Below are 12,278 nucleotides of genomic sequence, written 5' to 3'. Positions count from 1 at the left end.
TCTTTCCCGGATCTTTTCCGGGTGGGTGCTCCATACGGTGACTCGAGGCTCGCGCTGTGCGTGCTTCGGACAGTCCCTTGAAGGAGATTTTTTTATGGCTAATGGCACTGTGAAGTGGTTCAACGCGGAAAAGGGCTTCGGCTTCATCGAGCAGGAGGGTGGCGGCCCCGACGTCTTCGCCCACTACTCGAACATCAACGCCAACGGCTTCCGTGAGCTGCTCGAGGGCCAGAAGGTCGAGTTCGACGTCACGCAGGGCCAGAAGGGCCCGCAGGCCGAGAACATTCGTCCGCTGTAGTTTCTGCCACGGCACCCGCCCAGCAGCGAGGGGCCCGCACCACGCACACATGCCTGGTGCGGGCCCCTCGGCATTGCGTCACCGAGCATCCCCCGGCCGTGTCCGGCCCCCTGGCCCCGCCACCGCCGCCCATCCCCACGCGAGACGCCCAGCGCCGCGTCCGGATCGGCGCCCTGCCGTGACATGACACGGCTTTGAGGTTCCTCGCTCCCGCTCTGTGCGGTGAGCGCCGACCGTAGGTGACGTGCCGCACGGTTCTACCGTCCACGTTCCGCTCTCCATACTTCAGGCCCGTTCCGTTGCAGCCTCCTGCCGGCGCCCCGCGCTGCGGAGCCGCCTCGCGACGTGCCGCACCGGAAGGTTTCCCATGAAGCGCTCCAGTCGCTCGTCGTACCAGAACGCCAACTCCCGCTCCTCGGCGTCCTCCCGCCACTCGGGGTCCTCCCGCTCCGGCGGCGGCTCCTTCTACGGCGACCGCCCGTCCGGCGGCCGTGGCTCCCGTCAGGGCTCCGCCCAGCAGGGCGAGTTCGCGATGCCGGTCAGCACCACCCCGGCGCTGCCGGCCGTCGAGGCCTTCGACGAGCTGGACATGCCCAAGGCCCTGCTCTCCATCCTGACCCGCCAGGGCGTCACGACACCGTTCCCGATCCAGGCCGCGACGCTGCCGAACTCGCTGGCCGGCCGCGACGTCCTGGGACGCGGCCGCACCGGCTCCGGCAAGACCATCGCGTTCGGGCTCGCCGTGCTGGCCCGCACCGCCGGGCAGCGGGCCGAGCCGCGCCGCCCGCTGGCCCTGGTGCTGGTCCCCACCCGCGAACTCGCGCAGCAGGTCACCGACGCCCTCACCCCCTTCGCCCACGCGGTGCGCCTGCGGATGGCGACCGTGGTCGGCGGGGTGTCGATCGGACGCCAGGCACACATGCTGAACCGGGGCGCGGAGGTGGTGGTGGCCACCCCCGGCCGGCTCAAGGACCTGATCCAGCGCGGCGACTGCCAGCTGGACGGGGTCGGCATCGCGGTGCTCGACGAGGCCGACCAGATGGCCGACATGGGCTTCCTGCCGCAGGTCACCGAGCTCCTTGACCAGGTGGCCGAGGGCTGCCAGACGATGCTGTTCTCCGCCACCCTGGACCGTAACGTCGACCGCCTGGTGCGCCGCTTCCTCAACGACCCGGTCACCCACTCGGTGGACCCGTCCGCCGGAGCGGTCAGCACCATGGAGCACCACGTGCTCCATGTGCAGAACTTCGACAAGAACGCCACGATCGCCCACATCGCGTCCCGCGACGGCGGGGTGATCATGTTCACCGACACCAAGCACGGCGCGGACCGCCTGGTGCAGGACCTGCTCGCGAACGGGGTGAAGGCCGCGGCCCTGCACGGCGGCAAGTCCCAGCCCCAGCGCACCCGCACCCTGGAGCAGTTCCGTACCGGCCAGGTCACCGCGTTGATCGCGACCAACGTCGCCGCCCGCGGCATCCACATCGACGGACTCGACCTCGTCGTCAACCTGGACCCGCCCGCCGACCACAAGGACTACCTCCACCGGGGCGGCCGCACCGCCCGGGCCGGCGAGTCCGGCACCGTCGTCACGCTGGTGCTGCCCAACCAGCGCCGCGAGATGACCCGCATGATGGCCACCGCCGCCATCACCCCCATCACGACCAGGGTCAGCGCCGGCGACGAGGAGCTGGCCCGTATCACCGGTGCCCGGGTGCCCACCGGGATCCCCACCGTGATCGCCGATCCCGTCGTGGAACGGCCGCGCCGCAGCCCCTCCGCGAACCGCGGCCGGCGCGGCCGTCCCGCCTCCACCGTCGGTGACAACCGGGCTGCCGCGAGCCGAGACAACCAGAGCTCCTCCCGCCGTCGGGCCCCCAAGCGCGTCGCCCTCGCCGCGTAGCACCGCCGGGCCCGGCTCCCGGCGCGGACCGGGCCCGCACCGACGGTGGAGGCGGGACGGCGACACCGGATTCGCCGTGCAGCTGTCCGTGGGCTGGTAGGTCGCGACGGTGTAGGTCGCGGCGCTGTGCCGGCGCCGTGGCCCGAAGGCTGCCCGCCCCGGCGCCGGCCAGGTGCGGCTTCGCCGGACCGGTGGGGCCGAGTCATCTGGACCTCCAGGTACTCGGCCCCGCCGGTCACGTGGTAGGCGCGGACGGCGTCCCGGCGGCCGGCGTGAGGGGCGAGCCCCGGAACCAGTGCGGTGACGCCCTCGGCGGCGAGCATCTCGGCGACCAGGCCGATCCGCGTGACGTTGGTCTTCCGGTCCTCGTGGGAGAAACCGAGGCCGGCGTGGAGGGGCCGTCGAAGCTCATCGCCGTCGTCACAGCTGCACCGCTCGCGGGTGCCCGAGGGTCTTCCCCCGGGTGTCGAAGAGCAGATCCGCGCGGTCGGCGAGCTTGACGACGTCGATGTCGCTGTGGGGCTGGAGCAGGATCGTGAGGTCGGCCGTCTCGGCGTCGGCCAGGTAGTCCGTCACCCGCTCCACCGGTGTTCCGGCCACGTCCCAGGTCGCGACCTTGGGATCGTAGTACCGGACGTCCGCCCCGCGTCGTCGCATTTCGAGCACGAGCGCGGTGGCCGGCGTCTCGCGCTGGTCGGAGATGTCGGGCTTGTAGGTGACGCCCAGCAGCAGCACCCGAGAGCCGTTCATCGCCTTGCCCCGGCCGTTGAGCAGATCGACCGACCGCTGGACCACGTGCACCGGCATCCGCTGGTTGATCTCCTGCGCCAGCTCGACGAACCGGAACGGAATACCCAGCGACCGGACCTTGTGGGAGAGGTAGTTCGGGTCGATGGGAATGCAGTGGCCGCCCACGCCGGGCCCGGGATAGAACGGGGCGAATCCGAACGGCTTCGTCGAGGCGCAGCGGATGGCGTCCCACAGGTCGACGTCGATCTCCCGGCAGAACATGGCCATCTCGTTGACCAACGCGATGTTGACGTGCCGGTAGGTGTTCTCGAGGAGTTTCGCCATCTCTGCTTCCCGCGGGCTCTTGGCCTCCACCACCTCCCCGACGAAATGCTCGTAGAGCCGGCGGGCGGCCTTCGTGCAGTCCGGAGTGCACCCGCCGACCACCTTGGGGGTGTTCTCAAGTCCGAAGTCGGGATTTCCCGGGTCGATGCGCTCGGGGGAGAAGGCGAGGTGGAAGTCGATCCCGACGCGCAGTCCGCCGGCCTCCAGCGCCGGCCGGACGACGTCATCGGTCGTGCCCGGGTAGGTCGTCGACTCCAGCACCACCAGCGTTCCGGCTCGCAGGTGATCGGCCACCACGGCGACCGCGCTGTTCACCGCGGACAGGTCGGGAGCTCCGTGCGCGGTCAACGGGGTCGGCACGCAGATCACCACCGCCTTCGCGCCGGCGATCACCGAGGCCTCGGTGGTGGCCCTGAACCCGTGGTCCAGCATCGCCGCCACCTCGGCGTCGGAAATGTCATCGATGTGGGAGCGCCCCGCGTTGAGCCCGTCCACCACCGGACGGCTCAGGTCCAAGCCCGCCACCCGCAGGCCCGCCCGGGCGGCCCCACGGACCAGCGGTAGGCCCACGTAGCCCAGGCCGACCACGACCAGATCAACAGGTGTACGGGAACTCATTGCGCGCACAACCCCCCTCGGAGTGAAGCTTGGACGACGTTCAGGAGTGGATGACTCATCCGGTTCACCTCGGCGCGGGAACCGGTCGCGGCGCCGGCCGACGACTTCCCACCCCGACTTCCCACCCAGGTGAATCGAGCCACCGCCGGTGCGGCGACTGCGGAATTCCGGCAGTGGAACCGGCGTACGGATGCCGGTACTTGTCGGCCATTCCGGCGGATCGTGACGGCAACGGCAACGGCAACGGCAACGGCAACGGCAGCTCGCGAGCCGGGCGTTCCGGCTCGCGAGGCGATCGCCGCAGGTCTCCACCAGCGGAGTGCGGATCCAACGGTCGACCGGACGACCCGCGGCCGGTCGGGGCCGGCGGCCGCCGGATCCGCAGGGCTTCACGGCGTTCGTGCCGGCGTCACGACGGCGTCTCCCCTGCGCGCGTGGCCAGCGCGGATCGGGCGGGTTCCCCGCCGACGGCCTCCGCCCGGCGTGCCTCGGCGAGGACATCGGCGGCGGTGAGGCGGCCGGCTCCGGCGCGGAACCGGTCCAGCAGGTGCTCGGCGTCGTCCAGCAGCTCCTGCTCGGTGCGGGGGCGGTGGTTGAGCGGCATCCCGTCCAGCAACAGGCGCTCCAACGCCGCATGCAGCTCGGAGCGGCCGACCTCCCGGATCGTGAACGACAGGTGCACGGACAGCTCGTCCTGCTCCCCGACCGCCTCGTGGGCGAATCCGCGCGGGATGTAGAGCACCTCGCCCTCGCGCACGACCTCCGCCAGCAGCGCCGGGCCCACGTTGCCGGCCCGGCCCGGCGACCAGGCGGTGCTGCGCGGTCCGGCGTAGACCTTCCAGCGCTTGCCGCCCTGGATCTGCACCAGCAGCACGTCGGCGTCGTCGCGGTGGACGGGCAGGCCCTGCTCGCCGGGCGGGGTCGCGAACAGGAACGCCTCGACGCGGCGCCCGAGGCTCCGTTCGAGCAGTGTGGCGGCCTCGCGGGTGGCCATGTGCCAGTGCTCCACATTGCGCAGCAGCAGGGTCACGCCGTCGTCCATCATGCGTCTGATGCCCTCGGCGTCCGCGAAGCCCTCGGCGAGCACGTTGTTGACGGTGCGGGCCCTCGTGTAGTCGCCCATGTCGATCGGCGTGGACTTGCGCACCATTTCCAGGTAGGGCGCGCGCAGCAGTCCCGAATCGATCGCGTCGTCGACCTCCCGCAGGCTGATCGGGCTGAGCGAACCGATCGGGCCCGTCGAGTCGGGCGCCTGCTCCCGTTCCCGCGGCCTGAACACCGCCGGAGCGGTGCGCCAGTGTTTCGCGTAGAAGTCCGAGACGTCGCCGACCAGGCTCGGCAGTACTTCCCGACTCGTCATCGCATTCCTCCTTGTCCGGCCGGCGGGCTCAGCCCAGCCGCCCGTCGCCGTTCAGCTCGGCGAGCGCGGCGGCGTCGAGCTCGATGTTCAGGGCACCGAGCGCGATCGCGGCCTCGGCCGGGTCGCGGGGCCCGATGACGGGGAAGGCCGCCGGGTGCGCCAGCACGTAGGCGAGGGCGACGTTGATCGTCTCGACGCCGAGCCGCGCGGCCAGCCGCTGGGCGCGCTCGCGGCGGCCGCGGTTGGCCGGCGTGTCCCAGCAGCGCACCATGTTCGGGTCGAGCAGGCCGAGGTCGACGCCGGAGAAGAACCCGCGCGCCTGACTGGACCAGGGGATCAACGCCACGTCGTTCCGGGCGAACCAGGCGAGGTCGTCCTCATCGGCGGCGATGCACCCCGGGTACAGCGGCTCGGCCATCTTCGCCAGCGCGAAGTGGTTGCTCACCGCGGCGAAGCCCTGCCCGCCCGTGGAACGCGCGTACGCGGTGGCCTCCTCGACGCGGGCCCGTCGCCAGTTGGAACCGCCGTAGGCGCCGATCCGGCCGGCGCGGACCTCGGCCTCCAGCGCGTCCACCCATGCGCCGACCGGGATCTGCTCGTCGTCGCGGTGCAGCAGGTACATGTCCACCCGCGGGACGCCCAGGCGCTCCAGAGAGATCGAGAGCTCTTCGGCGATCGTCTCGGGCGCGCACTTCGGCGGGTGCGCCCCCTTGGCGATGATCACCGGCGGCTCGTCCGGCGTGTTGCGGGCCAGCCACGTGCCGAGGACCTCCTCGCACACGCCGCCGCCGTAGGCGAAGGCCGTGTCCAGGAGATTGCCGCCCTGCCCGAAGAAGTGCTCCAGCAGGGGTGCGGCCTTCTCGTACGTCCGCATGCCGGACGTGCCCAGCGTGATGCGCGAGACCTCGCGGTCCACGCCGGCGATCTTCCCGTACTTCATCGTCATCGCTGCGTCCCTCTCATCGGGTCTCGGCGCTCAGGCCGACTTGTTCGAGTGCGGACCGGCTGGGCAGGTTCGCCATCACCTGCCGGACCTTGGTCCGCGCGAGCTCACGGTGTTCTTCGCGCGCGTCCGCCGCGATCGCGACCGACGCCTGCGTGTACAGGTTGTTGAGGACCGTGCCCAGGTACCCGGAGAAGCACGACAGGTCCCTGACACGGCCGGGGCCGCCGGCCCGTGCGTACGCGGCCGCCGTGGCGGCGACGCGGTCCGTCCGCGCCCGGCCGTCGGGTGCGTGCCAGGCCATCAGGGCCGCCGCGAGCTCGTGGTCGGCCGAGCCCGGCCCGGCGTTGTCCCAGTCGACGAGCACGAACCCGCCGGTGCGCTCACGCATCACGTTCTCGGGCGTGAGATCGAGGTGGCACATGATCAGGGCGTCCCGGTCCAAGGGGACGACGAGCTCGGACAGCTCCCCGACCGCGGGCATCAGCCGTTCGAGCCGGTCGGCCCACCCGACGCGCTGTGCGCGCAGGGCGTCGAGCAGTTCCTGCCACTGATCCGCGGTCGGCACGCGCTCGAACCTGCTGTCCGGCGCACCGGCGTCCTGGTCCCGCAGAGCCAGCCGGTGCAGCCGGGCCAGGCAGTCGCCGAGCCAGTCCGCGGCCTGCTCGGCGGCGCGGTCCGCGGGAGTCAGGGGCCTGCCGTCGATCCAGCCGTAGAGCCGGACGTAGACGTCCCCGAGTTCAGGGGGAAGCCGGCACAGGTAGTCGCCGTCCACGGTGGGCAGGCTCTGCGGACACCCGACCCCGGCGGCCCGCGCCGCCGTCTCGAACCGGACCCGGCCGCGGATCTCCCGCTCGTCCTGGTCGTCGTCCCAGAACAGCTCCTTGAGCGCGTGCCGGGTGCCGGCGGCCGTCAGCTCCCAGATCCGGCCGCACAGCCCGCGGGCCGTCGGCTCCGCGCCGAGCGCGGTGCCGGCCAGCCCGAACCTTTCCCCCACGTAGGCCGCGGCGGCCGGTGTGGGGGCGAACGCCTGCTGGGTGCTCATCGGCCCGTCCGGCCCAGCTCGGCCGTCATCGACCGCACCGTCGGGAAGTCGAACACCGTGTCCACGCTGATCGCGCCGCCCAGCTTCGCCCGGACCCTGGACACCAGGCGCAGTGCCAGCAGGGAGTGCCCGCCGATCTCGAAGAAGTCGTCGTCGGGCCCCACGGCGACACCGCCGAGCACCTCCGACCAGAGCGCGGCCAGCTCCTGCTCGGGCCCGGTCAGCGGGGCGCGGCCGGCTGCGTCCGCGGTCCCGGCCGACGGGCCGGGCTCCGGCAGCGCCGCCCGGTCCAGCTTGCCGCTCGGCGACAGCGGCAGCCGATCCAGGTCGACGAGTGCCTGCGGCACCATGTAGGCGGGCAGCGCGGCCGCGAGGTGCTCGGTCAGTTCGGCGGAGGTCACGGCGGCGTCGGCCTTGACGACGTAGCCGATCAGCCTGGCCGGGTCGCCCTTCGGCTCGACGGCGCAATCCGCCACGGCCGGGTGGGCGAGCAGCACCTGCTCGATCTCGGTCGGCTCGATCCGGTAGCCCCGCAGCTTCAGCTGCCGGTCCGCGCGATGCAGGAACTCGAGCCCGCCGTCGCTCCGCAGTCGCACCACGTCGCCCGTCCGGTAGAACCGGCCGTCCTCGCCCGGCAGGGCGGTGAAGCGCTCCTCGGTGAGTCCGGCGGCGGTGTAGCCGTCGGCGACTCCGGTACCGCCCAGGTAGAGCTGGCCCGGCAGGCCCGGCGGCACCGGCCGCAGCCGGTCGTCGAGGACCCGGGCCACGGTGTTGGCCAGCGGCGTGCCGATCGGCACCGGCGACTCGCCGCCGTCGAGCCGGTACGCAGTCGACCAGATGGTGGTCTCGGTGGGGCCGTACAGGTTCCAGCAGACGGAGGCCCGTTCGACCAGCTCCGCCGCCAGGTCTGCGGGCATCGCCTCCCCGCCGCACAGCGCGGTGAACCGGTTGGCCGGCCACCACTTCGCGGCCACGAGCATGCGCCAGGTCAGCGGTGTCGCCTGCATGACCGTCGCCGAGTGCCGGGCCAGCAGGCCGACCAGCGCTTCCCCGTCCGAGGTCGACCTCTCGTCGGCGATCACCACCTGGCCGCCGGACACGAACGGGAGCAGCAGTTCCAGCAGCGAGATGTCGAAGGCCAGCGTGGTCACGGCCAGCAGCGTGTCGGCCTCGGTGAAGCCGATCCGGGCCCGTATCGAGGCCAGGAGCCCGGCCAGCGCGCGCCGTGGCACTCGCACGCCCTTGGGCCGGCCGGTCGAGCCCGAGGTGTAGAGCACGTACGCCTCGCTCCCGGGGTCGGCGACGTACTCGGGAGCCGGTCCGGGTTTGCCGTTGACGAACTCCTTGTGACGGCCGGGGAACTGGCCGCCGATCTCCGGAGTGGTCACGATGACCTTGACGTCGGCGTCGTCGAGCACGTACTCGTTCCGAGCCGCGGGGTGCCGGTGGTCCAGCGGCACGAAGGCGGCGCCGGTCAGCAGCACGCCCACCAGTCCGACCACGGTGGAGACGGAGCGGTCGACGCACAGGCCGACCCGGTGGCCGGGGCCGATGCCGAGCGCGGCCAGTCGGCCGGCCAACCCCTCGGCCCGGGCCTGGAGTTCGGCGTAGGTCAGGGTCCGCCCGCCCGCCGTGACCGCCGGGGCGTCGGGGCGCGCGGCGGCCTGGCGCGCGATGAGCGCGACGACGTCGTCCTCGGCCGGGAAGTCCCGCGCCGTCCCGCTGGAGGCGGCGATGGCCGTGCGGTCCTCGGGCACGAGCATGTCCAGGGCGTCGACCGCCCCGCTCGGGTCGGCCACCGCCGAGCTCAGCAGCCGCAGGTAGTGGTCGACCATGCGCTGCGCCGCGTCCTGGTCGATCAGGTCGGTGTTGAACTCCCACATCAGGGCGAGCTTCTCCCGCTCGCCCGGGGCGCCCGCCCGGCGCAGCTGCTCGGCCCGGGGGATGACGACGACATTGAGGTCGAACTTGGCACTGCCGTTGTTGTGTTCGACCAGGGTGCCCCGCGCCCCCGGCCAGTCGAACGAGGGCACCGGCGAGTCGTGGAAGCTGAAGCAGGTCTGCACCAGTGCGTTCCGGCTCGGGTCGCGCGGCAGGTCCAACGCGCGCACGACGTCCTCGAAGGGGGCCTCGCCGTGCGCCAGCGCCTCCAGCACGGCGTCGCGGGTCTGGCCGAGCAGCTCCTGGAAGGACAGGTCCTCGCCCAACCGCAGCCGCATGCCGACCATGTTGACCAGCATGCCGAGCAGGTTCTCGGTCTCCGGGCTGTCGCGGTTGGCCAGCCAGGAGCCGATGGTCAGATCGCGGGCCCCGCTGTAACGGTTCATCAGCACGGCGAACCCGGCGAACATGACGACGAACAGCGACACGCCCTCGTCCCGCCCGCACTCGCGCAGCCGGGCATAGAGGTCGTCGGGCACCGCGACCCGGATGGCCGTGCCGCGGAAGGTCTGTTTGGGCGGGCGCGGTCGGCTCACGGCCAGGTCGAAGGTGCCCGTGCCGGCCAGGCGATCCGTCCAGTACGGAAGCACCTGCTCACGCCGGGCTGCGTAGCGCTCCCGCTGCCAGGCGGCGTAGTCGGCGAACTGGACCGGCAGGTCGGCCAGTTCGGGTTCGCGCCCGTCCGCCCACGCCGAGTAGAGCTCGCCGATCTCCCGCCAGAACACCGAGACCGACCAGCCGTCGTGCACCAGATGGTGCTCGGTCTCGACCAGCGCCCAGTCGTCCTGCGCCAGCCGGATCAGCGTCCACACGGCCAGCGGGCCGGTGGCGATGTCGAAGTCGCGGTCGAACTCGGCGCAGAGCGCCGCGGTCAGCGCCGCTTCGCGGTCGGCGTCCGCGACCGCGCGCAGATCGAGCTCGTGCAGCGGCACCTCGGCCGGGTCGTGCACCACCTGGACCGGGCCGCTCCCGGTGAGGTGGAAGGTGGTGCGCAGGATCTCGTGCCGCCGGGTGACCTCGGTCAGGGCCCGCTGGACGAGGTCCGGCCGGAGTTCGCCGCGGAAGCGGATGACGCATTGGAAGTGGTAGGCGCGGTCGCCCCCGGCCAGCTGGTCGAGGAAGATCACCTGCTCCTGGCCGAAGGAGACCGGGGCCGGCCCGGTGCCGGCGCGCGGAACCAGCCTCGGCTCCGCGGCATCGCGCACGGCGGGCAGGCCGGCGAGCGCCTCGGCCATCCCGGCGATCGTGCGCCGCCGGAGCGGCAGGCCCAGGGGGACGTCGAGCCCGAGCCGCCGACGCAGCCGGGTGACGAACTGGACGGACAGCAGCGAGTTGCCGCCGAGCTCGAAGAAGTCGGCCGAGCGGTCGGCGACGGGGCGGCCGAGCAGTTCGGTGAGGATGTCCGCGAGCTGCTGTTCGGTACCGGGCCGCGGCGGCTCGGCGTCCGGGCCGGACCGCGTCGCGGCCGTCGAGGCGAGCGCGGCCCGGTCGACCTTCCCGTTCGCGGTCAGCGGGAGTGCCGCGACCACATGGATCCGCTGCGGGACGAGATGGCCGGGCAGCCGTGCGGCGAGCTCGGCGGTGATCGCCGCCTCGTCGGGCACGGCGTGCGGGCCGGGGGTGACGAAGGCGACGACGCGGTCGCGCGCCGTCTTCGGGCCGAGCGCGAGCGCGACCGCCTGGTCGACGTCCGTGGCGCCGCGCAGCGAGGCCTCGATCTCGCCGAGCTCGACCCGGAATCCGTGGATCTTGACCTGCAGGTCGCTTCGCCCGAGGAACTCCAGGGTGCCGTCGGGGCGGACCCGGGCCCGGTCTCCGGTGCGGTACATGCGCACGCCGAGCTCGGGGTGCCGGACGAAGGCGGCCTCGGTCTGTCGCGGGTCGTCCCAGTAGCCCCGGGCGAGGCCGGTGCCCGTGATGCAGAGCTCGCCGGCGGTCCCGGCCGGGACCGGGGCGAGCGAGTCGTCGAGAAGGAGGAAGCCCTCGCCCGGCAGCGGGTCGCCGTAGGGGATGCTCGTCCAGGCCGGGTCGACGTCGCCGATCTCGTAGACGAGGGAGTTGATCGACGTCTCGGTCGCGCCGCCCATGCTCACCACGCGGGCCGCGGGGTACCGGTCGCGCACCCGGTCCGGCAGGCCCACCGGGATCCAGTCGCCGCTGAGCACCGCGAGGCGCAGCGGCCCGGGAGCCGGCACGCCCGATTCGCCCAGCCAGGACACGAGCATCTCCAGCAGCGCCGGCACCGTGTGCCAGAGGCTGACCCCGTGCCGCTCCATGAGCTCGGCCCAGTGCGCCGGGTCGCCCGCACGCTCCGGGTCGGGGACGACGACCGCGCCGCCGGCGGCCAGGGGACCGAAGATCTCGTAGACCGACAGGTCGAAGCTGAGCGAGGTCAGTGCGAGGGAGCGGTCCCGAGGCCCGACGCCGAAGCGCCGGTTGATCTCCAGCACGGTGTCCGTGACGCCGCCGTGCTCCACCATCACGCCCTTGGGCGTGCCGGTCGAGCCCGACGTGAACATCACGTAGGCCAGGCTGTCCCGGGTGCCCGCGACCGGTCCGGCCGGCGCGGGGTCGAGGCCCTCCAGGGTGGAGACGGCCGCGTCCGCGGGCCAGGCCGCGGACGTGGACAGCGAGGCCTGCGTGAGCACATGGGAGCAGCGGCCGAGCTCGACCAGCTGCCGGAGCCGGGCCTCGGGCAGGTCGGTGGAGAGCGGCAGGTAGGCCGCCCCCGCCTTCAGGACGCCCAGGACCGCGACGATCTGCTCCCAGCCCTTGTCCAGGGCCACGGCGACCGGTTCTTCGGGGCGCACCGATCCGCGCAGCCGTTCGGCCACGGCCTCGGCCAGGCCGTCCAGTTCGGCGTAACTGAGCGTGCGGTGCGAGGTGATCACCGCCGGTGCCTGCGGGGCGCGCCGGGCCGCCGCGGCGACGAGTTCGTGCAGGGTCATCGGTCGTCTCGTTTCTCGTGCGGGAACGTCAGGCGTGCTCACGGGCCAGGTCGGCGATCCGGTGGAGGCCGCTCATCACGGCCTCGGGCTCGACACCGAAGTCGATCAGGCAGGCCACCTCGTCGACCCCCATGTCCTCGAAGGACCG

The 12,278-nt window shown here is 72.6% G+C and carries 7 protein-coding genes and 1 pseudogene; 2 read left to right on the top strand and 6 right to left on the bottom strand.

Annotated elements, in window-relative coordinates; translation table 11 throughout:
- Positions 1 to 94: 94 nt before the first annotated feature.
- On the top strand, positions 95 to 298 hold the full coding sequence (locus ACZ3YL_RS03520; protein WP_030918248.1) for a cold-shock protein: 204 nt from the start codon (positions 95 to 97) through the stop codon (positions 296 to 298).
- Between the two features lie 367 nt (positions 299 to 665).
- Positions 666 to 2,201: a DEAD/DEAH box helicase gene (locus ACZ3YL_RS03515; protein WP_188305967.1), complete on the top strand. Its 1,536-nt coding sequence runs from the start codon at positions 666 to 668 to the stop codon at positions 2,199 to 2,201.
- A 251-nt stretch (positions 2,202 to 2,452) separates the two neighbouring features.
- Here the strand turns inward: ACZ3YL_RS03515 and ACZ3YL_RS03510 are convergent.
- The 6 genes and pseudogenes from ACZ3YL_RS03510 to ACZ3YL_RS03485 form a co-directional block, all read right to left on the bottom strand.
- Positions 2,453 to 2,680 (bottom strand): annotated as a pseudogene (locus ACZ3YL_RS03510) (adenylyl-sulfate kinase); the annotation flags it as partial.
- A complete protein-coding gene (locus ACZ3YL_RS03505) occupies positions 2,622 to 3,893 on the bottom strand; it encodes a nucleotide sugar dehydrogenase (protein WP_188305984.1) in 1,272 nt (423 codons plus the stop codon). The pseudogene ACZ3YL_RS03510 and the gene ACZ3YL_RS03505, both read right to left, overlap by 59 nt.
- A 409-nt stretch (positions 3,894 to 4,302) precedes the next feature.
- Entirely contained in the window at positions 4,303 to 5,253 is a 951-nt protein-coding gene (locus ACZ3YL_RS03500) for a JmjC domain-containing protein (protein WP_465655087.1), read from the bottom strand.
- Between the two features lie 28 nt (positions 5,254 to 5,281).
- Complete coding sequence (locus tag ACZ3YL_RS03495; RefSeq protein ID WP_188305969.1) at positions 5,282 to 6,199, bottom strand: aldo/keto reductase; 918 nt, start codon at positions 6,197 to 6,199, stop codon at positions 5,282 to 5,284.
- 13 nt (positions 6,200 to 6,212) lie between these two features.
- On the bottom strand, positions 6,213 to 7,241 hold the full coding sequence (locus ACZ3YL_RS03490; protein WP_465655084.1) for a phosphotransferase enzyme family protein: 1,029 nt from the start codon (positions 7,239 to 7,241) through the stop codon (positions 6,213 to 6,215).
- Positions 7,238 to 12,130 carry an amino acid adenylation domain-containing protein gene (locus tag ACZ3YL_RS03485; RefSeq protein WP_465655082.1) on the bottom strand — a complete coding sequence of 1,631 codons (4,893 nt, stop codon included), beginning with the start codon at positions 12,128 to 12,130 and terminating at the stop codon, positions 7,238 to 7,240. The genes ACZ3YL_RS03490 and ACZ3YL_RS03485 overlap by 4 nt, the downstream gene beginning before the upstream one ends.
- Positions 12,131 to 12,278 lie beyond the last annotated feature (148 nt).

The sequence above is a fragment of the Kitasatospora sp. NPDC023176 genome, assembly GCF_055560495.1.
This window is presented reverse-complemented; position numbering and strand designations above follow the sequence as displayed.

What these genes read in the sequence shown, in the direction of transcription:
- ACZ3YL_RS03495 (WP_188305969.1), bottom strand. Translation starts at nt 6,199, where the DNA reads ATGACGATGAAGTACGGGAAGATCGCCGGCGTGGACCGCGAGGTCTCG.
- ACZ3YL_RS03520 (WP_030918248.1), top strand. Translation starts at nt 95, where the DNA reads ATGGCTAATGGCACTGTGAAGTGGTTCAACGCGGAAAAGGGCTTCGGC.
- ACZ3YL_RS03505 (WP_188305984.1), bottom strand. Translation starts at nt 3,893, where the DNA reads ATGAGTTCCCGTACACCTGTTGATCTGGTCGTGGTCGGCCTGGGCTAC.
- ACZ3YL_RS03515 (WP_188305967.1), top strand. Translation starts at nt 666, where the DNA reads ATGAAGCGCTCCAGTCGCTCGTCGTACCAGAACGCCAACTCCCGCTCC.
- ACZ3YL_RS03500 (WP_465655087.1), bottom strand. Translation starts at nt 5,253, where the DNA reads ATGACGAGTCGGGAAGTACTGCCGAGCCTGGTCGGCGACGTCTCGGAC.
- ACZ3YL_RS03485 (WP_465655082.1), bottom strand. Translation starts at nt 12,130, where the DNA reads ATGACCCTGCACGAACTCGTCGCCGCGGCGGCCCGGCGCGCCCCGCAG.
- ACZ3YL_RS03490 (WP_465655084.1), bottom strand. Translation starts at nt 7,241, where the DNA reads ATGAGCACCCAGCAGGCGTTCGCCCCCACACCGGCCGCCGCGGCCTAC.